This window comes from Kribbella kalugense (assembly GCF_004365875.1).
GTDB lineage: Bacteria > Actinomycetota > Actinomycetes > Propionibacteriales > Kribbellaceae > Kribbella > Kribbella kalugense.
In genome coordinates, this window is record NZ_SODF01000002.1 from 1,997,261 (window position 1) to 2,023,113 (window position 25,853).

At 65.7% G+C, this 25,853-nt stretch carries 18 protein-coding genes and 1 tRNA gene; 13 read left to right on the forward strand and 6 right to left on the reverse strand.

Annotated features, from left to right (window positions below):
* Positions 1 to 45 precede the first annotated feature (45 nt).
* Positions 46 to 450 carry a pyridoxamine 5'-phosphate oxidase family protein gene (locus tag EV650_RS27410; protein WP_166678287.1) on the forward strand — a complete coding sequence of 135 codons (405 nt, stop codon included), beginning with the start codon at positions 46 to 48 and terminating at the stop codon, positions 448 to 450.
* A 31-nt stretch (positions 451 to 481) separates the two neighbouring features.
* A complete protein-coding gene (locus tag EV650_RS27415) occupies positions 482 to 988 on the forward strand; it encodes a YceI family protein (protein ID WP_134121855.1) in 507 nt (168 codons plus the stop codon).
* Here the strand turns inward: EV650_RS27415 and EV650_RS27420 are convergent.
* A complete protein-coding gene (locus EV650_RS27420) occupies positions 964 to 1,605 on the reverse strand; it encodes a G5 domain-containing protein (RefSeq protein ID WP_134121856.1) in 642 nt (213 codons plus the stop codon). The genes EV650_RS27415 and EV650_RS27420 overlap by 25 nt on opposite strands.
* 225 nt (positions 1,606 to 1,830) lie before the next feature.
* Here EV650_RS27420 and EV650_RS27425 point away from each other — a divergent pair.
* From EV650_RS27425 to EV650_RS40470, 3 genes are all read left to right on the forward strand, one after another.
* A tRNA-Lys gene (locus EV650_RS27425) sits at positions 1,831 to 1,906 on the forward strand.
* 113 nt (positions 1,907 to 2,019) lie between these two features.
* Positions 2,020 to 3,213, forward strand: coding sequence for an IS481 family transposase (locus EV650_RS27430; RefSeq protein ID WP_134122714.1), 1,194 nt, complete (start codon positions 2,020 to 2,022; stop codon positions 3,211 to 3,213).
* A 316-nt stretch (positions 3,214 to 3,529) separates the two neighbouring features.
* On the forward strand, positions 3,530 to 4,984 hold the full coding sequence (locus EV650_RS40470) for a helix-turn-helix domain-containing protein (protein ID WP_166678288.1): 1,455 nt from the start codon (positions 3,530 to 3,532) through the stop codon (positions 4,982 to 4,984).
* A 669-nt stretch (positions 4,985 to 5,653) separates the two neighbouring features.
* Here the strand turns inward: EV650_RS40470 and EV650_RS27440 are convergent.
* A complete protein-coding gene (locus tag EV650_RS27440) occupies positions 5,654 to 6,358 on the reverse strand; it encodes a hypothetical protein (protein ID WP_166678289.1) in 705 nt (234 codons plus the stop codon).
* Positions 6,359 to 6,397: 39 nt separating this feature from the next.
* Positions 6,398 to 8,959 (reverse strand): CHAT domain-containing protein, encoded by a 2,562-nt coding sequence (locus EV650_RS27445; RefSeq protein ID WP_166678290.1) that lies wholly within the window; start codon positions 8,957 to 8,959, stop codon positions 6,398 to 6,400.
* Positions 8,960 to 9,004: 45 nt separating this feature from the next.
* On the opposite strand from EV650_RS27445, the gene EV650_RS27450 reads away from it, so the two are divergent.
* Both EV650_RS27450 and EV650_RS27455 read left to right on the forward strand, forming a co-directional pair.
* A complete protein-coding gene (locus EV650_RS27450; protein WP_166678291.1) occupies positions 9,005 to 10,342 on the forward strand; it encodes a TIR domain-containing protein in 1,338 nt (445 codons plus the stop codon).
* Complete coding sequence (locus tag EV650_RS27455) at positions 10,342 to 12,459, forward strand: tetratricopeptide repeat protein (protein WP_134121860.1); 2,118 nt, start codon at positions 10,342 to 10,344, stop codon at positions 12,457 to 12,459. The genes EV650_RS27450 and EV650_RS27455 overlap by 1 nt, the downstream gene beginning before the upstream one ends.
* On the opposite strand, the gene EV650_RS27460 is transcribed toward EV650_RS27455, so the two are convergent.
* A complete protein-coding gene (locus EV650_RS27460; RefSeq protein ID WP_166678292.1) occupies positions 12,428 to 15,331 on the reverse strand; it encodes a tetratricopeptide repeat protein in 2,904 nt (967 codons plus the stop codon). The genes EV650_RS27455 and EV650_RS27460 overlap by 32 nt on opposite strands.
* 98 nt (positions 15,332 to 15,429) lie before the next feature.
* Here EV650_RS27460 and EV650_RS27465 point away from each other — a divergent pair, with 98 nt between their 5' ends.
* The gene (locus tag EV650_RS27465; RefSeq protein ID WP_134121862.1) at positions 15,430 to 15,759 is read left to right on the forward strand and encodes a hypothetical protein; all 330 of its coding nucleotides are present in this window, start codon (positions 15,430 to 15,432) and stop codon (positions 15,757 to 15,759) included.
* 28 nt (positions 15,760 to 15,787) lie between these two features.
* Here the strand turns inward: EV650_RS27465 and EV650_RS27470 are convergent, their stop codons facing one another.
* Positions 15,788 to 16,606, reverse strand: coding sequence for a DUF4145 domain-containing protein (locus EV650_RS27470; protein WP_134121863.1), 819 nt, complete (start codon positions 16,604 to 16,606; stop codon positions 15,788 to 15,790).
* 1 nt (position 16,607) lies between these two features.
* The gene (locus EV650_RS27475) at positions 16,608 to 21,131 is read right to left on the reverse strand and encodes a PDDEXK-like endonuclease domain-containing protein (RefSeq protein ID WP_134121864.1); all 4,524 of its coding nucleotides are present in this window, start codon (positions 21,129 to 21,131) and stop codon (positions 16,608 to 16,610) included.
* Positions 21,132 to 21,621: 490 nt separating this feature from the next.
* On the opposite strand from EV650_RS27475, the gene EV650_RS27480 reads away from it, so the two are divergent.
* The 5 genes from EV650_RS27480 (at position 21,622) to EV650_RS27500 (ending at position 25,474) form a co-directional block, all read left to right on the forward strand.
* On the forward strand, positions 21,622 to 22,164 hold the full coding sequence (locus EV650_RS27480; RefSeq protein ID WP_134121865.1) for a hypothetical protein: 543 nt from the start codon (positions 21,622 to 21,624) through the stop codon (positions 22,162 to 22,164).
* A gap of 126 nt (positions 22,165 to 22,290) precedes the next feature.
* Entirely contained in the window at positions 22,291 to 23,424 is a 1,134-nt protein-coding gene (locus EV650_RS27485; RefSeq protein WP_134121866.1) for a hypothetical protein, read from the forward strand.
* 191 nt (positions 23,425 to 23,615) lie between these two features.
* Entirely contained in the window at positions 23,616 to 24,020 is a 405-nt protein-coding gene (locus EV650_RS27490; protein ID WP_134121867.1) for a hypothetical protein, read from the forward strand.
* 396 nt (positions 24,021 to 24,416) lie between these two features.
* Entirely contained in the window at positions 24,417 to 24,776 is a 360-nt protein-coding gene (locus tag EV650_RS27495; RefSeq protein WP_134121868.1) for a hypothetical protein, read from the forward strand.
* 203 nt (positions 24,777 to 24,979) lie between these two features.
* Positions 24,980 to 25,474, forward strand: coding sequence for a GNAT family N-acetyltransferase (locus EV650_RS27500; protein ID WP_134121869.1), 495 nt, complete (start codon positions 24,980 to 24,982; stop codon positions 25,472 to 25,474).
* Positions 25,475 to 25,853: the final 379 nt, after the last annotated feature.

Genomic DNA, 25,853 nt, shown 5'->3' on the forward strand with positions numbered 1-25,853 from the left:
CAAAGTGACCCGAACATGGCTGGAGGACGCATGGATTATCGGACGATGGATGACGACGAAGCAGCCGAGTTCTTGGCGCAGCCGCTGGTGGCCGTGCTGGCGATCGACGACCCGGGCTGGTCGCCGCATGTGACGCCGGTCTGGTTCCATCACCTGCCTGACGGCAACAGATTCCAGGTGATGACGCCGGCCAAGTCGAAGAAGGCCCGGCTGCAGCGCACCGGCACGGGCGAGCTGTCGCTCTCGGTCCAGACGGCCGACGGGGCAACTGCGAAGTACCTGAACATGCAGGGCTCGGCCCGCCTGCTGCCGCTCAGCAAAGAGCTGCTGAACGCGATGGTGGAGAAGTACCTGCCGGAGGAGTTTCGCGAGGCGTATCTGGCCGACCCACCCGAGGACTCGATGTTCGACATCACACCGCGGAGGATCACCACGGGCGTCATCGGCTGACAGTTCGCGTCGCTGTCTCGTCGTACCCGGTATGACGACCACTACTGGCGACTATGTGCTCGACGCTGGGCGGACACGGATCGGGTTCGTTGCGCGACACCGGATGGCTACCAGGGTGCGCGGGCGGTTCGCCGTGTTCGAAGGCGACGTACACCTGGACGGCGCCGACTCGAGCGCGCGGATCACCATCCGGGCGGACAGCATTGATACCGGGGATCGGCGGCGCGATGCCCAACTGCGCAAGGATTTCCTCGGTACGGCGGCGTACCCGGCGATCACCTTTGTCTCGACGAAGATCTCGCAGGTCAGTGCGGCGGCCTTCGACGTGACGGGCGACCTGACGATCCGGGGTGCGACGCGTTCCGTGACGGTGCCGTTCGAGCTGACCGACGACATTCGCTTCACCGCGTCGTTGACGATCGATCGGCTTGCCTGGAAGGTGAACTGGAACGCGTTCACCACCGCGCTGGTGGACGCGAACGTCGTACTCGAGCTCGATGCCGTCGTGGTGCCTTACTCGCAGCCGACGCCGTCGTGATCAGCGTCGAGGCGGTAGATATCTGAGCCGATGACGTCGACCGGACCGTCGACGTACTCAGGACCGTTGCCGCTGCCACCCGAGCAGTCCACGTCGCTCGCGATCGGAACGCAACCGCTGTAGTTCGGATCGCAACCGGACGACTCCGGCTCGTCGACCTTCGTCCCGACGGCGGTGATCTGCGTCCGCGGCTGCTTGGCGACCTCCTGGCTGAGCAGGTGCTTCCCGGTCTGTATGCCGTTCACGATGGTCACGCGATAGGTCATGCGGCGCGTCCCGTTCACGCCCGCGGTCCGGACCGTCTTCTCGCCCTTCGCGAGCGAGTCATCTGTGACCGTCTTCTTCTTGAACGGGATCGTCCGGAACTCCACGACCTCCTTCGTCGTGGCGACCGGTTTGGTGGCCTTGCGGGTGGTTGGCGCCGACGTTGGCGCGGACGCCGGCGTTGGCGTCGACTGCGGCGTCGGCTGTGGTGTGACCGGGGTTGTGACTTGGACGCTGGCGACCGCGGCCGGCTGATCGGCCACCGTCGTACCCGAGTCCGACCCACATCCGGCGGCGAGCGCGCCGACGGCCACCAGAGCGACCGATACCAGCGCAGCACGAATGAACGACACGAGATTCCCCCCAACCCGCCGTCGGTTCCCCCCGCGGCAGGATTGTCAGCACCCGGACCCCCCGGGCGAAGACCGATCTGTACCACTACGGCCAGGCGGGACGCGAGAGTTCGACTACCGATCGACACGATCCGCACCGGTTTCGTGACCTACCCCGCAGTACCCCTGCACCCCCACGAAGCATTGGCCCACCAAACCTGACACACTGTTCCCCTCACCTGATGAGGGCCTCTAGCTCAATTGGCAGAGCAGCGGACTTTTAATCCGCGGGTTGTGGGTTCGAGTCCCACGGGGCCCACCAAAACCGTGTATGAGTCCGGGTCATCCTTGACAGGTTGGCTCGGGCTCTTGCTTTACGCGGCTCTGGTAGATGCTTGACGGTGGCTTCGGTTGTTTCTTGACACTCGACTCATGTTGCAGGAGTTGAGCGTGCAGGAGCAGAAGTACCAGGCGGTACTCGCGGTGCTGTCCGACGGACGGTCGGTGAGCGAGGTGGCCGAGCAGTGGGGCGTGTCGCGCCAGTCGGTGCATGCCTGGCTGCGGCGCTACGAAGACGAGGGCCTGGCCGGGTTGGCGCCGCGGTCGCGCCGGCCGGCGTCGTGTCCGCATCAGCTCGGCGGGATCGTCGAGGCCAGGATCCTGGAGCTGCGCCGGGTGCATCCCGGCTGGGGCCCGCGCCGGATCCTGTACGACTTGCAGCACGATCAGACGCTCGCTGAGGAGTTGGTGCCGTCGCGGTCGGGGATCTATCGGGCGCTGGTGCGGGCCGGGATGATCGACCCGGCGGCGAGGAGGCGTCGTGACGAGCACTGGCGGCGCTGGGAACGGGCTGAGCCGATGGAACTGTGGCAGATGGACGTGGTCGGCGGGTTCGAGCTGGCCGACGGGCGTCGCGCGAAGGCGTTGACCGGGGTCGACGACCACTCCCGGTACTGCGTCTGCGCGTATCTGATGGTCCGTGAGACCGCGCCCAGGGTCTGTGACGGGCTCGCGGCGGCGATGCGCGCCTACGGCGTGCCGGAGGAGATCCTGACCGACAACGGGAAGGTGTTCACCGGCCGGTTCAACCACCCGCCTGTGGAGGTGCTGTTCGACCGGATCTGCCGCGAGAACGGCATCATCCACCGGCTCACCGAGCCCCGCTCACCCACCACGACCGGCAAGGTGGAACGGTTCCACCGGACCCTGCGCGCGGAGTTCCGCACCGACCGGATCTTCCCCGACCTCGCCACCGCGCAGGCCGAACTCGACGCCTGGGTGAGCGGCTACAACCAGCACCGACCCCACCAAGGGATCGGCATGATCCCGCCCGTCGAACGCTTCCAGCGCCGCGCCGAACCCATCCGGCAACCCGCCGCGGCGAGCTCGCTCGAGGACCGCACCGGCGACGACTGGATCGCCCGCCGCGCCGGATCCAACGGCGTCATCTCCGTGTCCTGGCAACAGATCTGCCTCGGCAAGGCAGCCGCCGGCCACAACGGCGACGTCCACGTCACCAACCAGCTCCTCCACATCTGGGACGGACGCCAACTCCTCAAAACCGTCCCCCGCAACACCCAAGGAGATATCAGGAAGAAACACGCATCCATCCCCAGAAACCAGCATTAATCTCAAACCAACGTGTCAACCAACAACCGAAGCCACCACGTCAACGATCACCCGGAGCCAAACAGGCCCACTGCTTTCCGCAGGTCAGGCGCAGATCGGCGCCTCGGCCGGGATCGTCGGGTCTGCGTTAACTCTGCCAATACTCAGGGTGGCCGATGCGCGCCCGTCTGAGGGGGATCGGCGGCTCCGCGCAGCCAGCTGGCTGCGCGTTTGCTGAGCGACGTATCGCATCCTGTCGCACTGCTCTCGCTTCCTCCAATCTCCAGCCCGCCCAGCCGTTGAGTCGCCACGTGCTGTTGGACTGTGGAGGGCTGAGATGAGCAGACCGCACCTTCCGATCGGAACGTGGGGCAACGTCCGATCCCGTGCTGAGAGGAAGGACAGCAACGGCAAGGTGGTCTCCTGGCGCGCGTCCGCGTACTTCCGTGACCACGACGGACATACCCGTGAGGTCACCGCGTCCGCCAAGACCAAGGGCGCAGCCGAGCATCGCCTACTCACGAAGCTGCGAGACCGGGCAAAGATCACGCAGTACGGCGAGCTGAGCCCGACGGACAAGATCAACGACCTTATCGACCTATGGATCGAGAAGCTTGAGGAACGTATCGAAGACGGCCGTCGATCACCGACGACCCTCACGACGTACCGCACGGCCATCAAGAACCACGTACGCCCCGCCCTCGGCGAACTCCTGATCGGCGAGGCAACCACACCACGCATCGACAGAGTGATCGGAACCATCAAGCGCACCGCCGGTCGATCCACAGCGAAGACCTGCCGCGCAGTCGTTTCCGGCATGATGCAACTAGCCGTCCGATACGGCGCGCTGACCGTCAACCCGGTCCGCGAGGTCGAAGCGATCGAGGCCCGCCCGAAGGACCCGCTGCGCGCTCTGACCAACGAGGAGATCGCCGGCCTACGCCAACTCTTGACCACCGACGAAGCTGCCGTACGAGCCGACCTTCCTGACCTGGTGATATTCATGCTTGGCACAGGCGTCCGAATCGGCGAGTCGCTCGCCGTTCGCTGGTCACAGGTCAACCTCGAGTCCGGCGCCGTTGAGATCACTCACACCATGGTTCGCGTCCCAGGCCAAGGCTTGATCCGCAAGGCCCCGAAGTCCAAGGCCGGCGAACGTGCCCTCCCTCTCCCGGACTGGGCCGTCACCATGCTCCGCCGACGCTACGCAGCCGGAATCCACCTCGACGAACCGATCTTCGCCGACTCGCTCGGAGGGTTCCGAGACCCGTCCAACGTCCGCCGCGCCCTCCGCCGAGCGCTGTCCCCCGTAGCCAGCACCGCCCGCCGCGACCTAGGCAAGACCCTCCAATCCGCCCGACTCCAAGCTGGCCTGACCCGCAAACAGGTCGTCACGAAACTCGGCTGGCCAAAGACCAGACTCGAACTCGTCGAGAACGGCCGCATCAGGCTCGACCGCGAACTCGTGGCCACCCTCGTCAAGACCTACCGCATTGACCTCGACAAATCACCCGCGCTCAGCACCCAAGTCGACCAAGCAACCCAACCCTCGCCCTCAGACGCCCTGACCTGGATCCGCTCCCACACCTTCCGCAAAACCACCGCCACCGCCCTAGACCGCCGAGGCCAATCCGCCCGCCAAATAGCCGACCACCTGGGGCAAGCCCAAGTCTCCATAACCCAAGACGTCTACCTGGGCCGCCGAATCCACAACCCCTCCGCAGCCGCCGCCCTGGACGAGGAGTTCGCCGATCTCGACCTCTGGTCAGGACCGTCCCGCGTTGGTCGCTAGAGGTTGGGTCGAACTTGCGCCGGTTGTCGACCAAGGCGCGTACGTCCGAGCCGGGCGCCCGTCGTGCGTGAGGCGACGGTCGCGCTGACGGGGCCTGGCTGAGGAGATTAGCGGTGCGATGGAGGATGCCGCATTCGTCTGGACTGTCAACTACCTCGCGGTCATCCTGCTCGCGTAACATCGGTCACTCGTCAGGTCCGGGCCAGCTGCGCCAACCATCAAGCTAGATCTGCGAAGGCCTAACGAGTTCGAACGCTTGGCCATTGGCCGTCAACTCCTGAAGGCGTGAGCTGAGCCTGGGACGCCCGGTGTAGGAAACCGAACCACCGTGCGAGGGCCTCGGCTGCGCATGGTGACTCAGCCATCGGGCGTGCTCTTCACTTGCTCACGTTGGCGGTTACTGGTGCCCGAAGGTCGTGTGCGGCCTGGCCATCGGCCACGAATGGCTGTGAGTACGAGCAGGATCACCACCGCCTGTACGACGAGCGCCCGCAACGGAGGAGTCGTCTCAGGATCCGCAGTCCCGACGTCCGATTGAGTCTGCAGAGGGACGATCTCTGGCGTTGCCAACACTACGGCGATGATCAGGAGACCTGGAAGCCACAGACCGATCGCTAGGGATACGACGACGACCAAGGATCGATCCGGCGCAGTCCAGGTCGAGTCCGGCTATGCCATCATCCAAGCGGCTGCGACAGGCCCGGTGATGCCGTAGCTCAGAAGTCCGAAGGTGGCGACGATGAACGGCCAGGCGATAGTCGAGGCCGACCCATCAGGTCCTACTCTTCGCAGGTACCGCCGACCTGCTGTCAGCAGAATTGCCACAGGCGGGACGACGAGTGCCGACGCCGAAGTTACCCTCAGCAGTCCGGACGGGGCCCGTCCGTCGTACATGACGTCGAGATAGTCTCGGCTCGTCATGAGAAGCAGGAGCATCACTCCTGCGGCCACCCCCAGAATCATGAACCGGGACAGCAATGCCAGCGCTTTGTGGTCCCGGTTGGCGAGTGAGCTGTCCGCCGTGCTGTCGACGTGCTCGGCCATCAGCCAACTGATACCCGTCATGACCGCGAATCCGCCGGCGCCGAGCATGCCAGCGGCCGTCATACCCTCGCTCCACACACGTGCGCAGAACCTGTCCGTCGTCAAGCCCGTGACAGTGCCGAAAAGATAGCTGTCGAAGCCCAGGACGACGAAAGTCGCCGCGAACAGGCCCAGTGCCTGGCTGCTGCGAAGGCCGCGTCGGGCAAAGAGGATCACGATGCCTGAGAAGATCACTGCCGCGAGCACACCCGCCAGTTGCGAGTTGGCCGCCGCCGACGTGATGATGCTCCACCCCGTCCCGTTCCCCGACGCACAGCCGCTGTTGTTCATCTTTCCCCCGGCTCGTACATCGGGCATGCGCACACATCGTTACAGATACGACGTCAGTCGCTGCTCGCCTGCATTAGCGTGTGTCGAGTGAACGGATCCGGACGGGATCTGTAGCTCTGGGCCGATCGTGGTCAGGCCTGCCCACTCGAATGGTGTGAGTTCTGGATGACGATGTCGGACCTCGCGTTGGGCTTGCCTGACGGCGTTGGATACGGGGACACCTGCAGCGATGTGCCCAAGGCAGAGCGAGGCCACCATGGCTGAACCAACGCTGCCGATCTGACCGGTGCCGGCGATGACGCAGTCCGATCCTCCGCGCAGTGCGCCGATGGCCAGGCTCATCGGCTCGGTGCCGTAGCGGCTGACGGCTGTGCCGGTCCAGCAGCCGTTGAGGATCACAAGCCGGGGAAGGGAAGCGGTCGCGAGTCGGCCGAGCGTCACGTCGGCTCTCAAGGTCCCAGCTGCCCCTGGCCCCTCGCCGAAGCCGCTCACGTATAAGAGCGAAGCCGCGCTCAGGTCGCCGAGGTCTGTGATCCGCTGATGTCCGTTGGGCCACTTGTCCAGGGCCGCGAGTTCGTCGTTGTGGCCCGGCAGGCCGTCGTCGAGCATGCTGACGCCAGGCCCCCGCGGATCATCAGTTCGGGCCTCTTGGCGGTTGTGGAGCAGCAACAGCGTCCGCAGGCTAGGGGTGAGGCGCACGCTGGCGACGTCGGCCAGGAACGTCGGGCCGCGCCGAATTGCGCCGTACGGGAGCTGCCACAGCCTGGGATCGGGACAGATCACAACGGACTTTGGATCGTCGACGGAGCCTGCCCAGATGCCGTCGTCTGCCAGCAGGAACCGACCGAGATCCTCCCATTCGGAGCCACGGATCGAATCACCAGCAGCCGTGTCGGTGAGGAGCCGCCGGATGATGCGGTTGATGGCAGGTGTGGCGTGCCGGACATCGACCTGCCATTTGCCACCGCTGTAGCGGGTACTGCCGATCACGTGCCACTGTTCGTCGGGATCGGCCCAGATCTGCATCGTCACGAGGACATCGGCCAGTCTGTCGAGATCGTCAGCGGCAATCGTGATGCCGGGTATCGGCAGTAGGTCGGTCTCCGCCGGCGATGCGTCCGGCGAGTCTCCCCGAAGTTCGGCAGCCACCCTGCGCGCGGCCGCAAAGATCGCCGGCAAGGAGTCCGCCGCAGTGGGTCGGGGTACCTCGGGTGCGACCGGGGTACCGATTAGGAGCTGGTTGAGGAGATCGGCGCGACCGACCTCGATCGCGCGAACGACTGCTTCCGAGTCCCCGCGCTCGGCGAAGGACAGTACGGCGTGCGCGTAGATCGACTCTCGTTGAGCATGCAGGTTCGACCGGAGATCGCTGTCGAGTAGTGACGTGCGTTGGGCGTCGGCCGCCGCGAGCGCTGCCCGGAGGGCGAGGACCCGAGTCGTCGGTCGAACGAGGGCGGGCTCCGGCAGACGGAGAACCTGGAACAGGGCCAGCATTGTCCGGGTGAGATCGGCGCGAGCAGGGTCCGCTGCCGTCGTCAGTACTTGCTCGAGCTGGACTGCGGCCTGTTCGGCTGGTTCACCGAGATCAAGGATGCTGCGCGCCAGGTGCAGGCGCCAGCGCAGAGCCTCGAGTGTGGACGATCGTTCGTACAGAGGCCTGGCTCGCTCGAGGGTGCTTCTGACCTCGGTCAGGTCCGCGAGGGTTTGCTGGACTTCGGTCATTTCGATCAGGACTTGACCGAGTCGATAACCATCGGCTGCGTAGTCAGTCGCCAACTGCTTGGCGAGTGCCACTGCGTCGCCCGCTTGATCAAGACGGCTCAGACAGGTGACTTGCCGCACTCGCGCGATGAAGCGATTGTTCTCGCTGATGCCGAGGAACTCCTGCTCAGCTCGCCGATAGGACCGCATCGCTTCCTTGGCTCCGCCGGCGACGAGATCGAGACCACCTTCCCTCAGTGAGACAAGACCTCGAACCAGCGGCTCGACCTCGGCGGTGTCGGCGAGTCGTCGCGCGGTGAGCAAGGTGGTCCGGGCGGTCTCGAGGTTGCCGCTGAGCCGGTGCAGGACCGATTTCTGGAGCAGGGCTTTGACCTGGGCGCTCGCGACGCCCGGCTGCCGGATGTGCCGCTCGCAGATCTCGACCGCAGCCTCGCAGTACCGGATGCCTTCTTGGTAGGCGGCGGCCACTTCGCGGATCGCGGCAAGCTCTCGCCAGGCTGTTGCGTGGGCGAACGCCGTGTCCTCGTCCAGTTCGGTCCTGAGCAGGCGTTGGTTCCAAGCCTCTGCGATGCGGAACCTGGTTGACAGCCGGTTCCTGGCGGCCAGGAATCTGATCGCCTCGGTCTCGCGATGCCGGTCGCCGAGTTCCCTGGCGATTGCTCGTTCGGCGATGAGCAGACGGATGGCGAGACCCGGCGCGTGTCCCGTCCACGCTCGTTCTGACAACGACGTGCAGAGGTTGGCCAGGCCGACCAGGTCGCCTGCGTTATACAGCGCCCTGGCCTCGGGGAGCAGCGCTGTCAAGACGTTGCTCAGGGCGGCCGTAGCCGAGTCCGCGCACAACCGAGCGGCCAGGGCATCGAACTCGTCGGCGGTCATCGCGCCATCGAAGCATCGCGTACCCGCAGGTGTCATCATCATGAGGTGACCGAATCGCCACCACCCGCTGCCGTGGTACTCCGCTTCGCGCCGGAGGTGGATCAGCTCCATCGTCAATGGCTTGTCGCGGCAGTGCGGGACGCCGGCCTCGCAACCGGCGTCGGACTTGACGTCGGCCATAGGTCCACGGAGGACAACGATCACCCGACCGCTGCGGTACTCAATGTTGCGGAGGGAATTGGCGACTGGGCCGTCGTTGCTCGTGCTGCGCGTGACTGGCTGATCACACGACTGCTTCCGCGCCGCCTCCGAACCCGGGTCGAGATCCAGATTGCCGGCACGGGGGCGGTCGTCAAGGTCAGCGCCGACGATCCCGATGATGCGTTCCGGCTGCTGAACGAAGCCGTCAGGAGCGCAGGTCCTGTCTCGATGGCGTGGAACGGCAACACCTGGCAGACGAGTAGTGGCGCGGATGAATCGAGTGTGGTCTCGGAGCCGGGCCGGTTCGACCGCGCTCGTACTGTGTTCGTCGTTCACGGGCGCAACAAGGCCGCCAGGGAAGGCGTCTTCTCGTTCCTGCGTGCGCTGGGCCTCCATCCCATCGAATGGGCCGAAGCGCTGGCAGGGACGGGCCACGGAGCGCCGTACGTCGGTGAAGTGCTCGACAGCATCATGTTCAGCGGTCAGGCGATCATCGTGCTCCTGACGCCGGACGAGGTCGCGTACCTGTTGCCCGAACACGCCGACAACGAACTGGACCCTGCTGTACGGCCGGCCGCGCAGGCTCGGCCGAACGTAATGTTCGAGGCCGGCATGGCCCTGGCGAAGTTTCCCACCCAGACTGTGTTGGTCCGGATGGGAGATCTACGGACTTTCACCGACCTCGACGGCCGTCATGTCGTGCGACTCGACAACTCCCCTCAGCAGCGGCTGATGCTTGCCCAGCGGCTGAAAGCCATCGGCTGCGACGTGGACATGGGCGGAAAGGACTGGCTGTCGGCTGGGGACCTGACGCCACCCAAAGGTCCCGACCTCTCGTCGGCAGCGGCTGAGCGCCCTGCCTCGCCCGACGCCGTCTCGGACGGCACGGCGAGGTCAGGAGTACAAGTCCTGACTGACGAACTGGAGTTGACGCGGTGTGTGGTGGTGCGTGCGACTGGTGGGGACTTCACCGTCCACGGTGAGGCTACGAACACGAGCACGCGACAGATCAGCGCATTCCTCAAAGCCACCTACTACGATGCCAACCGCGTGATCATCGGGACGGCCAGCGGCGTGGTCAATCAGCTGAACCCGAATGCGACCAAGACGTTCTCGCTGGTGACGCTCGACGACGTGACCGGCTATGCGGATTTCTCGGTGCAGGTCGACACCGTCATCTGATGACTGAGCCGGCGCGGAACGAGTTCAGTGGCTCTGCCCAGTTCGTCGTACAGGCAGGGTCGATCACGGGTGACGTCAACCTGGGTGGCCTCAGCGTGTGGGTCGCGCCGAGTCAGTTGCCGCCGGCCTCTCGAGCCTTCGTCGGACGGGACCACGAGCTCGCGATGCTGGACAGCGCGTTGCTGCCAGGAGGAGCCGGCGTCGCACTCGTCACGGGAGCACCGGGGACCGGGAAGACCGAGCTGGCGCTTCAGTGGGCGAGCACGTCTGTCGACGCGTTCGAGGACGGCTTCATCTACCTTGACCTTCAGGGATGGGGAGTTCAATCTCCAGTTCCTGCTGAGGTAGCCGTCGGCGACGTGCTCATGTCACTCGGAGTTCGCCCCGCGGACTTGCCGCCCGGCCTGCCTGCCCGCAGGTCGATGTTCCGGACTCGCATCGCGGGGCGAAAGCTGTTGCTGTTGCTGGACAACGTGCGTTCCTCCGCCGATGTCGCGTCGCTGATGCCTGGATCGTCGAGCTGCTCCGTCCTGGTGACGAGTCGCCACGACCTGTCGTCGCTTGTGATCCGGCAAGGCGCTGTGCGAGTCCGTCTCGGGGAACTGGAGAGCTCCGAAGCAGTGCAGCTACTGAGTCGCTTCGTGGGCTCCAGAGGGGACGCCGAGACGGCGCGCCTCGAGACCCTGGCATCGCTGTGCGGTCGGTTGCCGCTCGCGTTGGTCATGGCCGCGGAGACCTTCGTCACGCGGCCGGAGGCTTCCGTCACCTCGGTTGTCGAGGAGCTGTCCGGCGAGGGCGACCGACTGCCCAAGTTGCGCAGTACCGACCAAGGACTCGATGTCAGAGAGGTCATCTCCTGGTCCTACGGCCTGCTCGACGGGTTGAGCAGACGGGCCTTCCTCGGCGTCGGTGTGATTCCAGGACGGTCGTTCACACCTGGGGTGGTGGCTGCGGTAACGGGCCTGTCCGCCGGCGAGGCCAGTTCGGCGTTGCGGCGGTTGGCGGGATCGCACCTGATCTTCGAGGTGTCGGTGAACCGCTATCAAGCCCATGACATCCTCCGTCTCTTCGCAAGCGAGACGTCGCGCGACGAGCTCGGTGAAGTGGAGATGTTGGTCGGGTGGAAGAGGCTTTGCGACTACTACCTGCTGCTTGCCCGCCGGGCCGACGCGCTCATCGCGCCCGGCAGATTTCAAACCGGGATCGACGAGGACGACAGCGACCTGGACGAGTGTGTGGTGCCGGACCTCGATGATCCGCAGGACGCTCTCCGGTTGCTGAACACCGAGCGACTGAACGTCGTAGCGACCTGCAGGCTCGAACATCCGGCGCTGGATCGACGGCTATGGCGATTGGCCCAGTTGTACCGGGGGTACTTCTTCCTGACGAAGCAGCTCGACAGCTGGCTGGAGGTTCAGCTCTTGGCAGTCGATGCCGCGGTCCGTTCTGGAGACCGTGACGGCGAGGCCATGGCGCGAGGCGATCTCGGGCTGGCACTTGACGAACAGCGGCAGGGCACAGCTGCCTTGGAGCAGTTCGAACGAGCCGACCGGATCTTCGCCGAGCAGGGCAATGAGCACGGGCGTCATACGATGATGGGCCGGAAGGCTCGCATCCTGCGCTCGCGTGGTGATCCCCGAGCAGCCAAGGAGCTGCTCGAGACTGCCCTCACCTTCTACCAGGCCGCCGGCAACCGTCGGAACAGCGCGATCACGTTGCGCAGCCTCGCGTTGGCGGAGCTGGACTGTGGAGACATCGACCAATCGGTCGCCCATCTGCGGGAGTCCGCTCGCATCTGTGCCGCCGACGGTCTCGACCTGGAGGGCGCGATGAGCCAGAACTCCTTGGGGACGGCGCTTGTCCGTGCCGGCGATCGGACGGGAGCCGAGACGGCGTACCGGTCCGCGCTCGCGGCAGCCAACGAATGCGGCGCTACCTATGAGGAGGCGCGCGCGCTTCGTGGCCTGGCAGCGCTGCTGGTGGACATCGATGAGGCAGGCGCAGTGCAGTACCTGGAGAAGGCGCGTGTCTTGCTGGCCGGCCTCGCTTCCCCCGAGCTGGCCGACGTCGAACGCCAGCTCCAGATCATTCTTGGGCGTCCTCCAACAGCTGATTGATCCAGTTCCGCACTCGCTGGGCGATTTCCACCTCGCGCTCGAGGACAGCGAGTTCCTCCGGTGGGCAGTCCTCGCTGTCGAGGGCGTCATCGCGACAGTCCGCGAGGCCGCCGTACGCGTCGTCCGCCAGAACAGCAGCTACGTCGACGTTCCCGTCGAGGTGATCTGCCACGGCTTGGCAGTAGGCCAGGTAGGCGGTTGCCGCCATCGTCCGCGAATCGTCGCTGCCGTACGCTGCGACGCAGGCAGCCTGCAGGTCTACGGCCGCATTCGTCAGCTCTATCTCGAGATCGACGTGGTCGCGGTCGAGGCGAACCTCACCGAGAGAGAGGTCGCCTTCGGCGATGGCCGACGCCGGCGCGTCGCCTGGGTCGATCTGTGCTGGAGCCAGACGGGCCAGTTCGGTACGAAGGAGGTTCAGCATCGTCGTCATGGTGCTTGGGTGGGCCGGCCCCTGAGCGACAAGTCTGCGGAGAAACAGGTCCTGGAAGGTCTTGTCCGGATCGCGCACCTCATGTTGCAGGAGAATGAGATTCTCCAGCGCATCGAGAGTGTCCGGCTGCGTTTCCCCGTATCTACTGGCGCGGCCGGCGTACACCCGGGCTGTCAGTTCGAGTGCGTCGCGTGGACGGCCGAGTCGGCGGTGACTGAGGGCTAGGCTGTTGAGCACGTCGAGAACCGCTGGGTCGTCCGCGGATGCAACGAGCTGCCACCGGGATTGAGCGACCAGCAAGAGACGGTGAGAAGTCAGTCGGCGGCGACGCAGTTCCGTTGGAGATCCGTCCAGGTAGGCATAGGCGATCGCCAGGTTGCCGAGCGCGATCAGCGTCTCACGATGACTGGGACCCAGACTGCGGTAGCGCCATTGGTAAGCATCGCGGAAGGCCTCGTGCGCCTTTCGGAACTCTCGCGCGTCGAAGTACGACACAGCCAGATTGCTCCGCGCGGTCCAGGTCTCAGGCTGGTTTTCACCGACCTCGCACTCGAGGTCGGCTATTGCCCGCTGCTTGAGTTCGAGCGCTCTGCTCAGGTCACCGGTGAGTCCGACCGCGACCGACAGACCGACAAGGGCGGCGTACCGCGTCATCGCGTCGACGTGGGTCGACCTGAGGCAGGCGTCGTGCAGCGCGGTGAACGATGCGACGGCCGTGCTCGGAGCGTCGTACTCGACCTGGACCCGGCCCGTTTCGTGGAGCAGATGGTGATCGCCGCTGGACATGACTGTGGTGTCGCCACCGGGGAGCAAGCCGACGACGGCGCGTACGTGAGGCAGATGGCGGAGAAGGTCGCCGGGAGCCCGGTCACCGTCCGCCGCCTCCACGATGGACGTGAGCCTCCCCACCGCGCGCTCCCGAAGGCGATCCCTGCCGGCAGGACCGGTGTGGATCCGGATCGCGCGCGCCGTGAGCGCGTGCATGACGAAGGCGTCGTCGCCGACCGGCGTCATCAGCCCACGTACGCACGCTTGGCCCAATGCCTCGGGTATGTCGTTCGCCGTCACGATGTGCTCGATCAGGGTCATCGGGATCGGTGCCGGCGACAGCACACTCGCAGCAGACAGCACCTGTTGCGTATCGGGATCGAGTGTGTCGAAGCTGCGGATCAGGACCCGCGAGAACGATCTGGCCAGGCCGGTGCCGAGATCTCCGATGAACTGTGTTGCCAGCTCCAAACCATCCGGCTCCGCAGCCGACAAGGAGGTGAGCAGGTCCGGATAGCCTGCAAAGTCACGTTGCACGGTGAGGCCGGCTGCCAGCCGGAGACCCAGTGGATGTGCGTCGAGGAGCGTGACGAGGTCGGCGACCGCTCGCCGATCGTCGGCGTTGCGCGCCGGTGTGTGGGCCGTCAGGATCCCGCGTGCGGCTTCGGGATCGAGCCGTCCGAGATCCAGTTCCTCGGAGATCCGGCGCAGAAGGTTGAACCGGCCTCGGGTCGTGAGGAGAGTCTTGCCCAGTGCAGTCGGAGCGGACATCCATTCGACGCTGTCGCCGGCCGTCGAGGGGACGTCGTCGACGAGCCACAGGTACGGCGAACCATTCGTGCTGAGCATCGCGCGCAGTGCGACGAGCGGTCCTTGATCACCCGGCGGGATGTACAGCGCCAGTTGTTCGGCGATCCTCCGCACTGCAGTCAGGTACCTCGACCGAAGAGTGAGATCGGTCCCGGCGAAGCGGGGGTCGCTGCCGCCCAAGCGGATCACGAAGACACCGCCGGGATGGTCCCGCGCGAACCAGCGCGCGTACTGAAGGCAGAGATCGGTCTTTCCCTCACCACCTGACGCCCGGACAGCGACCACCGACTGGCCGAGGTCGTCGTTCTTCTCGCGAGCGCGGAGGCTCTCGTGCAGGTCCCACAGTTCGGCTCCGCGGCCGCGGAAGAACGGGTCTCTTGCTACCTCCTCCGGCCACCAGGCGGGCACTGGCAGAGCGGGCGCGTCACCGAACGAACGACCGTCGACTTCGCTGACCTTGCGGGCGATCGTGTCCGCGAGTTCGGCCGGAGGCCGGCCGTCACGCGGCAGCCGGAACCGCTTCAGCTCGCGCGGCCGGAGCTCGCGCACCGCGACGTCCTGTGTGACTGCGAGCACGCGACGAGTGCTCCCGCTGTCGAGGGAGTAGGCGGCCGTCAGCGCCTGGTGAAGCTCGTCACGGCAATGCGGGCTGATCGGAAAGCGAGGCGTGACGAGCGCGACTAAGGTTCGTGAGGACCGCAAAGCGTCCTGGATCGATTCGGTCAAGGGGTCCCAGTCCTCGAGGCCGATCTCGTCGCGGAAGACGCGGAGTCCCCGCTCGACCAGAGCGATGCGGAGTGCCTCCGCGCTCTCCTGGTCCTCCCACTTGTAGCACAGGAACACGTCGTGCCGGGCCGCCACGAGCTCACTGTGGCAGCGGCATGGCCAACTGACAAGGCTGGGCGTCCAAGCGGGGGTACCATCGTCAGCACGGTTGGTCAGTGTGGAGGGGGAGCCCAGTGGAGCCGATTCTGATTTCGATCGCGGCTGCGATCGCCGCCAAGGGCGCCGGCAGCGTCTATGACCTGGTGAAGCGGCGCTTCGGCCGAGATCCAGAGGCGATGAAGGAACTCGAGGCTGCTGAGACTGCGCCTGCTGATCCCGCAGCGGTCGAGGCGTTGGCCGCACGTCTCGATCTCGTCCGCTCGGCAGACCCGTCCTTCGCCGCGGAGTTGAACCGGGTGTGGGACGAGGTCCCGAAGGACCAGCGCGTCGTCAACCAGATCTCAGGTCCGGTGTCGGGCAAGGTCGTCCAGGCCGGTGAGGTGACGGGCAACATCAACTTCTGACCGATCCGCTGCCTGCGTTGCATGCGAGTCAGGTCGGGCGTCGGAAGGCTGCGAGGTCGTTGAGGGCTGCGACGACGACGTTCCAGGCGATGCGGACGCTGTCGTCCTCCGGTTCGTACTCCTGTTTCCATTGTTTGCGGGGGTGGACGAGGTTGCGGTGGTTGCGCAGTACGTCGGCGTACTCGGCGACGTCCTTGGCGATCCAGCGCTCGTTGCGCGCCTTCTCGATCAATGCCTGAAGGTTGTCGCTCGGTGCCGGGCCGTCGGCGCGGGTGGCTAGCGCGACGTCGTACAGCACCCCTTCGAGCAGGCTGCCCAGCATGATCAGGGCTGCTGTTGGGGCACCCGACCGCCAGCACGCGTACGCCTCGTCGAGCCGGTGGCGGAGCTGATGTCCGAAGGCCTCGTCGTTCACGATCTCGGCGATGCTCACGGAGAGCTCGGCAACGCTCGGAGCGCTGATCCGGTCTGCAACCTGGTTGCCTGCGGCAATCACCGGTCGGCCTGCCTGGTAAATGACCTGGAAGCCCTCCAATGCGAGGAGCTTGTTGAGTTCTGCCACGACGGCGGACAGCGTGTCCTTCTCGCCGATGTACTCCCGTGGATCGGCGAGCCGGCACACCACACGTCTCATCGCTGCCGGGTCGTGCCGCCAGGCGCGCAGTTGCTCGAGGGTCCATTCGCGGCGGTAGCCCTCGAATTCGCCGACCGGCAGGCCGGCCGCCTTGAAGAACTTCTCGATCTCGAAACTCCGCCGATAGTGCGGACTCAGATCGTCTCCGGAGATCAGCTGTGCGATACCTTCCAGAACGTTCTCGTCGAGTTCGAAGGCGCCGTCGTCCGCCACGTCAAACCTCCGTCATCTCGTCGTCGTCCTCCAGCTCGACCGGACTCCAGTCGACGCTGGTGTCCTCAACCACCTCGGGCGGGATCCCATGGGCTTCGAGCAACTGCCACAGCGGCGCGAGCTCGTGGTCCCGGTCGAACTCGAACTCGCTCTCGCGAATCCGCACCGTCTGCCACTTCATGCGCTGCAGTTCACGGTCCCGGCGCGCGTCGTTGGCCTGGTCCTCCGGGCTGGTGTGCCAGCGGTGACCGTCGCACTCGACCGCGATCCGCGAGCCCTTGCCTGCGACAACGAGGTCGAGGCGTCGCGAGCCGACCGGATACTGCGGTACGACGTGATAACCCCGCCCGCGGATCTCGCGGAAGACGCGCTGTTCGAAGAGGCTCTCGAACGGCATCACCCGATTGTTCTCCGAGACCTCGTCCAGCGACGGAGAGGCGCCGTACCCCGACGGCGGTTGCAGCATGTATCCCATCAAGGAGGTCCGGAGATCGCCGGGCTTAAGCTCTTCGAGGCCGACCGAACTGAAGAGCCACAGCTGATCCCGTGCGCGGCTCGCGGCGACGTTGTACGCCTGCCGGTAGGGCTCCGCGGTGGCCTTGTGCGGTGTCTCGGCGACGACCATCGACAGGAACACAATGTCGCGTTCGTCTCCCTGGAAGTCCGGTGCGGTACCGATCCGGATCTGCCGCTCCTGACGTACCTCGGGTGCGATCCGTTGGTTGACGAGGTGTTCGAGCAGTTGCAGATGGCCCTTGACCGACTGCAATACCACGATCCCAAAGCTCTTGCCGGCGTATGCCGGATCGTCGAGGCAGCGCGCGAGCTCATCGACGATCGCCGTCGCCTCCGGGCGGTTACGACGCCTGTCGCCGGTCCCTTCGATGTGTGCGTCCGGCACTACGGTGACACGCAGCGGCGGCAGCGCGTTCGCCTCTCGTTCCCGGAGCGGGATCAGTCCGCCCGACACCCCGGAGTCGTCCGTCTCGTAGAACTGCTTCGAGGACCAGGTGATGATCTCTGGCACACACCGGAAGTGCTCACGGAGCCGGATCAAGCCAGCCTTCCCTGAACGTGCCGACAAGATGTCGTAGAGGTTCGACTTCGAGGTGTACAGGCGCCGGATATCGGTGTCGACCTCGGCGAGGTACTCGTCGTTGCGCGCGTACACGACATCGAGCCGGCCGAGCGTGCTGGGTCCCGGCGTGCACTGCTTGTCGTCTCCGACGACGATGATCCGAGGTGCCATCCACAGCAGGTACAGATGTTCCATTCCGACCTGGCTGGCCTCGTCGACGATCACCACGTCGAAGCGGTCGCGCTCGGCAGGAAGGTTCTCCAGGAGATTCGGCAGTGGCACGACCCAGGCTGGAACGGCGCTCTGAGCCTTCTCCATCGCGGAGCGCGCGGCCTGACGGATCTCGCGAACCTTCTTTCCTTGTCCCGCGCCGATCTTGGACATGTGCGTGCGGTACGTGTTCAACGCTCGCTGCTGGTCGTCCGTCAGCCGGGCGATGCAGGCACTGGTGGCTTCGGCGGCGGCGAGTTGGGCCGTGACATGGGCAAGCTGATCCTCCACCTCGCGGAACTCGTCAGCGAGGCGGCGCTCCTGGTCCGCGTTGCGGTGCTCGAGCATGAATCGTTTCGCCAGCGACCACGCCCACGCCGCCGCGACGTCGCGATGCTCCCAGTCCGGATCGACGGCGTCGCGCTCCAGAATCGCGAGCAGCCGGGGATGCGCGTCACGGAGCACGGCGGACAGCTCGAGGCACCGGACCTCCGCCTTCTGCTCCCGCCGCGCGGCGTCGATCGCCGCGACGGCGAGCTCGTACTTCTTGACGTCCCGCTCCTCGATCGCGGCGACGAGGTCCGCGAGCTCCGGGCAGGCGTCCGGTCGCCGTACCAGAGTCTCGAGCGGTGCGCGGACCCGTTCGACCTGCGCCGAGGCGTCGCGGAGTACGGCACCGAGGGTTGCTTGTCCCGCTGCCTCGTGGGCGTCGCGAAGCGACCGGACGTCAGACAGTTGAACGACGACCCGCTTCTGCTGCAGCAGCTCCCTGACGGAATTCCGCAGTACGCCGAGCCGTACGATCGCGGCCAGTACGCGTGCGTTGTCGGCGACCTCGGACAGCACCGCGTGGACGGGGCCGTCCGCGATCTTGACGCCGCCCTCTGTCCAGCGCTGTGCGAGCTGAAGGGCACCGACTTCGGCGTCGATTCTGCGCAGGACGGCACGAAGCTGGTCCGCGCTTCGAATCTCGGTACCGTCCACCCGGACGGCCTCCAGCAGCGGCCTGGCAGCCTTCTGCTGCGCCGACTGCATCAGCTTCTTGAAGCTTCCGCCTTGGTCGAGATAGGCGAGGAACGCATTGCCCGCGACGAGCCAGCCGCGAGCCGTGCCCAGGGTCGCAAAGCTGATCGCTTGCTGCACGAATTCGACGACATGATCGCCATTCTCTCCGCGGATAGCGGCGAGCAGACGGCCCGGCTCGTCAGCGGCTGCGGCGAGATGCTCCCACAGACCGGCGTTCCGACCGGCAAGGGCATCGTCCACCGCCTGCTGAATCCAGGAGCCGCTGGACACCGATGCCGACGAATAGCCGGCTTCCTCCACGCCTTGCACCAACTGGTGCAGCAGATCGGCGACGTTCGACAGGTCTTCAGCCGGCAACGTCGACAGCTGACGCGCGAGCGAACTGTTGACCTGATTCAAGCGCTCACGGGCGTCGCGTTCGGCCCTCGTCAGCTCGGCCAGCGTCGCGGTGGAGACGAGTCCCTCGGGCGACGGGATGCGCTGACCCGGTCTCCGCTCGCGTCCCGGCGTACGGTCGGCCAGCAACAGCCGCAACTCGCTGAACGTTGCGGGCGACAGCGGTGGGCGTTCCGGCGCCGTTCGGGGCAGTTCCGGCACCCAGTCGTGTTCGGCCGCGGTCCGGTTCACATCCCGGACGATCTCCGCGAGAGAGCCGCGGTAGACCGACGGATCGAACCACGGCGCGACGGGATCGAACGTCCGCTGCTCGATCTCCCGCAACTCGGCGATCCGCCGATTCAGGCTGACGCTGCGATCCTTGAGCGCATCCCGCTCCGCGGCCAGCTTCGCCGCAGCGGACTTCAGGCTCTTCTGGTCGGACGTCGCCAACGTGGTCGACAACGCCTGCAGGCCGCGTTCCAGCTCCGCGGCGGCGTCCTTGCTGCCGCCGGTGAGCAACACGCACAAGGACTTCAGTTCCGCGGGGATCCGTTCGCGCAGCACACGGAGGGCCTGATCCTTCTGACTGGTCACGAGTACGCGCTGACCGCGAGCGAGGAGGGCGGAGACCAGGTTGGCGATCGTGTGGGTTTTACCCGTCCCGGGTGGTCCTTGAACGACGACCGCGGTCTCCTTGCTCAGGATGTGCAGTACCCGTTCCTGCTCCTCGTTCGCATCCAGCGGAAACAGCGGATCCTTGCCGAGTACGTCGCCGCGCGTCGACCCCTGGCGCTCCAGCCACGAGCGTCGCTGATCCGGCTCGGTATCGACGATCGCCTGCGCGAGACCCACCGGGACCTCGACCGATGGCTGCCGCAGCTCACCGGCGATCTTCCGGTACGCCTCGGCGAGGAGCTCCCGGCTGCGAGGCCGCAGCACCAGGGCCGGGGCGGGGGCGAGCAACGGACCGGTGGCGAGGGTCGCATCGTCGTCGCTTCTCCGTGTCCGTTCCTCGAATCCGGCGGTCAGTCCGAGGCCCATCCACGCCCGGAGCCGATCCATCGTGGCCGGGCCCAGAAACGGTTCGGCAGCGTCGAGGATGTCTTCCTTCGTCGCGGCGCCGCGGTCCGGACGGTACTCCCCGAGATCCTCGAACAGCTCTCGGTCCTCGAACCGCCTGCGACCGGAAGGCGCCAGCACCCGGACAACCCCGGAGCGTTCGATCACGGGCGCCACGGGCACGGTCAGCAGGTGCCGTCGGATCAGGTCGCCGTCCGGAGCCTGCCATGTCACCAATCCGAGGGCCAGGACAAGCTCGAGCTCGTCGTCGCGCTGCTCCATGGCTTTCGCGGCGTGCTCCAGATCCTCGTGGAACTGCCGCAGGACGGCCCGTTCACGTTCCTCGGCTGCCCACTTGCGCCAGCTTTGCAGCCACTCGAGGTAGGTCGCGCGCCGACGAGCTACCGCCGGATCCTCCGGCCGTTCGTCATCGGCGGGATCGCCCCTGCTCTCCGAGTCCAGTAGCCGGGGCGCCGGGCCGTTCGGATCGCTTCGGCCAGTGCGCTCCACGAACTCGTCGATGTCAGCCGGAACCGCTGGAAACGGCACGATCGCCACTGGCCGGGCCTCCAGTAGGACCTCGGAGTCGCCCGACCTAACCTCGATCCCCGCAGGACGCTCGTCGAGCCACACCACCCGCTCAGGTGCTCGTGCGCTCGACGACATCACGTCGCGGACCGGATTCCGGTTGGCCGAGTCGGTGATGTCCGCCAGGAAGTCGATCAGGCTCGTCGTTCTCCGCACCGCCACCGCGTCGAAGTCGTCATCCGGCACCCCACGTCCCCCCTCCAACAACGCCGCACCCCCCAACGCACCCAGCGTCGTCCAGGCAACTGTCCGTGTTCAGAGTGCCGCAAACCTCGCGATATGTCACCAGACCGTCCCACTGTCCGGCCGTGAGGCTTGTACGAGGGCGCACGTAATATGACCGGTCGTGGCGGCGTCGGTTTCAGTACCTGAGAAGTCGAGCATTGGGTCAGCCAGTATGTGACCTACCGGTTCAAGTCTCGAGCGGCGCTGTGGTGGCCGGCGGCGGGCGAGGACGTCGACGTCGCCTGGTTGCCGTCCAGACCGGGCAAAGCTGTGCAACTCGAGCTCAAGACGACGAAGCTCGTCGGCGCGCACAAGCAGGACGTGCTGGTGGATCTGGGGCAGCTGTGGGACTACTGCCGGCGCCCCTCTCGGTCTGCAGCCGTTCTATGTCTTCCCGCGGCCCGACTGGGGTGGGGAGCTGGCGGCTGTGGCCAGGCACAGCGGTGTCCCGGTGACGGAGCTGGCCTTCCGGCGCAGTGGTGACGGCTGGTGGTTCGCTGACTGGATGATCGTCCTGACGACTGGCGAAGTCGCTGACGTTCTCTCGTCCGAGCTTCAGCCTCATGGCTCGCCCAAGCGAGGGCAGAAGACGTGCCTGGTCCGGTATGACGTCGCGAATCAGACCGAGACGTGGGGATCCGGCAGGCCACGCCCATCTGCGACGAGCTGGCTGGATTTCTGGGACAGACTTCTGCGTTGTGGCCAAGCCGACTGGCCCCAGCTCGTCCGGCTCCCCGCGCACTCCCTCGCCGCCGTGCGCGCGTGGCACCGGCCCGAGGAGGTGCTCCGCCTGCTCCGCGCGGCAGCTCGACAGGAACAACGGCGGCCGCAGGACCTCGTGACCCTCGTTCCCTCAGACGGTGGTTTTCTGGCGGCTACGGACGAGGATCACGGTCTCGATGAGGCCGACTGGGCAGGCGTCGCCGATGAGGGTGTGGAAGACCACCGGCAAGTCGTGTTTCTCGATGCTGCGGCATTGAAGGGCCTGGCCTGATCTCACCCGCCAGGTGGATCTTATCGACACGAGTGGGACGGTCCTCCCGACCGACCGGGACGACGTTGCCCCTGTGCGAGTCTGTCAGGCAGCATTCGCCTTGTCGGTTGCCATGGGAGGTGATGGATGGGATTCGAGGAAGCTGTCGACGTTCTCCAACCGCTGCTTGACGCCGGTTGGTTTCTGGACGAGCAGAACTTGTGGGCAGATGCAGACGTCATCTTCGGCTCGCTCTGTCGTGCGTGCTCGGCGATGGATTTCGAATTCGATCCGAGTGAGCGTCGTCTGACACTTCTCGCCTCGGAGGATCCAGACGCCATGGTTGTCCTGCTTGACGAGCCGCTGGTGATCGGTCTCGGTGGCGGGGACCGGTCGGTCGAGGCACTGGCGGGCGCGTCGGGTCTCCTTGACCCGTGCCAGGTCGAACCCGCTCCCGAGTGTGAAATGCGCGCGAGCGAGTTCACCGCGGTGCTGTTCGTCGATGAGGTGCTCGAGCGTGCTGCCGAGTATCGGGGCACATCGATGAGGGAAGCTGCCGAGGCGCTCGATCAGCACCCTGAGTTCTCAGGAATGATGCGGTGGATCATGTTCACCGGCGGCAGTCGGGTGTTGCCGGAGTATGTCCCATCGGCAGTGGCCCTTGCGATTGGTGGCTTCTGCTGGCGGAACAACACATCTGTCGAGGACGAACACCATCGCGTCACCGACGTGGAGATGGCGAAGACGAACATTGCCGCTGTACGGGTCGCTCAGCGCCATGTGACAGATGACGGCGTCGACTGGGCAGGCCTCGAGGATGCGCTGTGCGCTCCCGGCCGCGAACTGGGCGACGGACGTCGAATCGACCTGCTCTTCGGCGAGTCGTGGGTCGGCGTCGCGGACAGTGTTCGCTCTCAGGTTCGGCTCTGGCGGCGCTTCGACGACGACCTGCTGGGACCAGACGCCACGCTCATCCTGCTATCGATCGCCGGTGCGAGCGGCTACATGCGCCATTGGTGGGGTCAGGGCCGATGGCCGAGCATCGTCGAAACAGTTACCCGGCAGCTAGCGTCCGCCGGTGTTGCTCCGCCACCGCCATACGACGAACTAGGTGTGGAGCGACTCGTCCGCGACTTGTCCGACGCACCCGATCGCGTGCCCGACGAAGTACTGGGCTGGGCGATCGATCCGCCGGTGCCGCTGGATGGCCCTCGCGGCCTCCGGATGACTGACGCAACGTCACCAATCATCCGGAAGTTCTTCGCCGCAACGGCTCCCTGAAGCCTGTCGGCACGCGGAGACGTGTTTGCGCGTTGTCCGCCGATCCGCTGAGGACATCAACAGACTCGAACCGGACCACGTAGTGTCTGCAGCGGGCCCAGCGCCTATGACAGGCCTCGATCCGTCGCCAACGTCGTCAGCTTCCTCGACGTGTCGGCCGCTGCACTGGTCATACTTTGAGTAGGTGTTCGATGGTCGTCGCGCTGATAGCTACCCGGTCGTCTTTGGTCGACGTCGGCTCCTCGTGCTGCCGGATGGCCGTGCACTCGACCACGGCAGAGGTATCGACCTGCGGCCGTCACTGGGCCGATGCGCTAGGCGTTCCCGGGCAGTGGCCATTCTTCGATCTTGCCGTGATGTTCGATCCGTCGGTCGAGAACAATCCGGTGTGGATGGAACGCCTGGAGGCAGACAGCGGACACAAGCTGTGGACGAGGTCCAGGCAAGTCGTTGCCGACATGTTCCGTTGGGCTTCTCTTGGCGATCGTCCAAAGGAACGGTTTCCTGAGTTCGACGACCCGTACGAGCCGATGATCCAGTTGCTTGAACGCGGTGGCGAGATCTGGCCGGCCACGGCTCGATCGAGTTCTACCTAGGGTCCGTGCCGTATCGCAACGTTGCTGACAGGCTCTCCCAGCCCCCTCTTCCGATGGATCCGGTGACATTGGATTCCTTGGACGAGGACTACCGGATCAGGGCCGAGGAATCCCGTGCCCGTGCAGCCGCCCAGCGAGCAGCCGAGTCAGTGCAGCCACCCACGCGAGAGGTGCAATGACGCGGACGCAGCCTGGCCGACCCTTCCAACGCCTCGACTGGATGCGCTACGACGACTGGGCGATGCCGAACAGGAGGCACGCTCCAGGGTGGCTGGTGCGTTCGCCGACCACCGCCACGATGCCCAACTGTTGCGATTGAGCGAGGACATCTCGGCATACGTGTACGTCGAGCGCTCGCCACTGTAGGAATCTCACCCGTCCAAAGGAGCAATTCTGTTGTCGAACGAACAGGGCCGCATCTTCCGTGACGCATGGATCGCGGGCGTGACGAAGCACTACCCCGGTGAACCAAAGCCCGGGTACGTCGCACCATGGGAAGAGACACCCGATTGGGAGCGGGAGAGCGCGGCGGCGGTCTACGAGCAGGTGCGGGCGTTCGTCGAGGTCTCTGGCGGAAACACGAGCAAGCTCAGCCGGGAGCAGAAGGGCCGGTTTGTGGCGCTGTGCTGGATCGCGCAGATCTACCGTCACGTCCCCGATCCCAAACCCAGCTACGTAGCCGATTGGGACGACCTGCCAGGCTGGCAGCGAGAGGCTGACGCGGACATCTTTGAACGGATCGAACGCGAGATCTGACACCCGCCGGTCGAGGCTTCGTACGGTCGAACCGTTGCCACTCGTTGCCCAGCGATAGGCTGATCGCTCGGGTTGAGCGGTCACGTGTGTCTTCTGGTTCAGCCATTGATGCCTGACCCGAGGGCGTCAGCGGCTTGCTCCGAGGGAGGAAAGCATGACCCTGACCTTGTCCCGCCATACGGGGGTCCGAGACGCTCGAACTCGTGTCGAGGCTCAAGCCGCTCTATGCGAACGCGTACTCTGAGCCTCCGTACGGGATGTCGGATGAGGACATTGAGCAGTTCGAGATCCGGATCACGACGCATGCCGGCCTCGACGGCTTCGTCTTGGTCGTCGGAGAGGTCGACGGGCGGCTTGTGGGGTTCTCGTACGGATTCACCTTTCCTCCTGGACGATGGTGGACCGGTGTCGAGACTGACCCTCCTCCTGCCGAGGTTGCTTCAGGCCCCCTTTTCGCGGTGATCGAGCTCGGCGTACACACGGATTTCCGTGGCCGCGGCTTCTCCCGCCAACTCGTCGATGCTGTTCTCGCCGGCCGGCCGGAGGCCTTCGCGAGTCTCATTTCCCGCCCGGGTGCACAGGCTCATGCGATGTATAAACGCTGGGGGTGGAAGAAGGTCGGCACCACGCAGACGTACACGCATCGGCCCGTTGAGGACATCGACGTCCTCCCTCTGCACGACAGCAGGCCCGCCTGACCTCTCGAAGGAGGCCTCGATCATGAGCAACCGTCCGCTCGGTATGTCCCACCTCGTGCGTTCCACCGTCGAGCAGACGGCGGCGGACGAGGCACAGTTCGGACCCTGAAACGCAGATCAGCATGACCTCCTACGGTCAGGCATGGAAGGGTCAGCCTGCCGTGCTCGCTGCCGGGCAGCGCCGGTCGGGTGTCGGCAAGGACGACGCGAACAGTCTGCTCGCCTGATCTGCCGCCTTGATGAGCGACGAGTCGGCTGTTCTGGTACTCACCAACCCGAATGACGTGACGGCCGACCTCGTTGTGCAGAGGCTCCAAGGAACCGCAGGTTCCTCTCCGTGACGCCGCCAACTTCCGATGGCTGTCACGTTGGAGGCGCA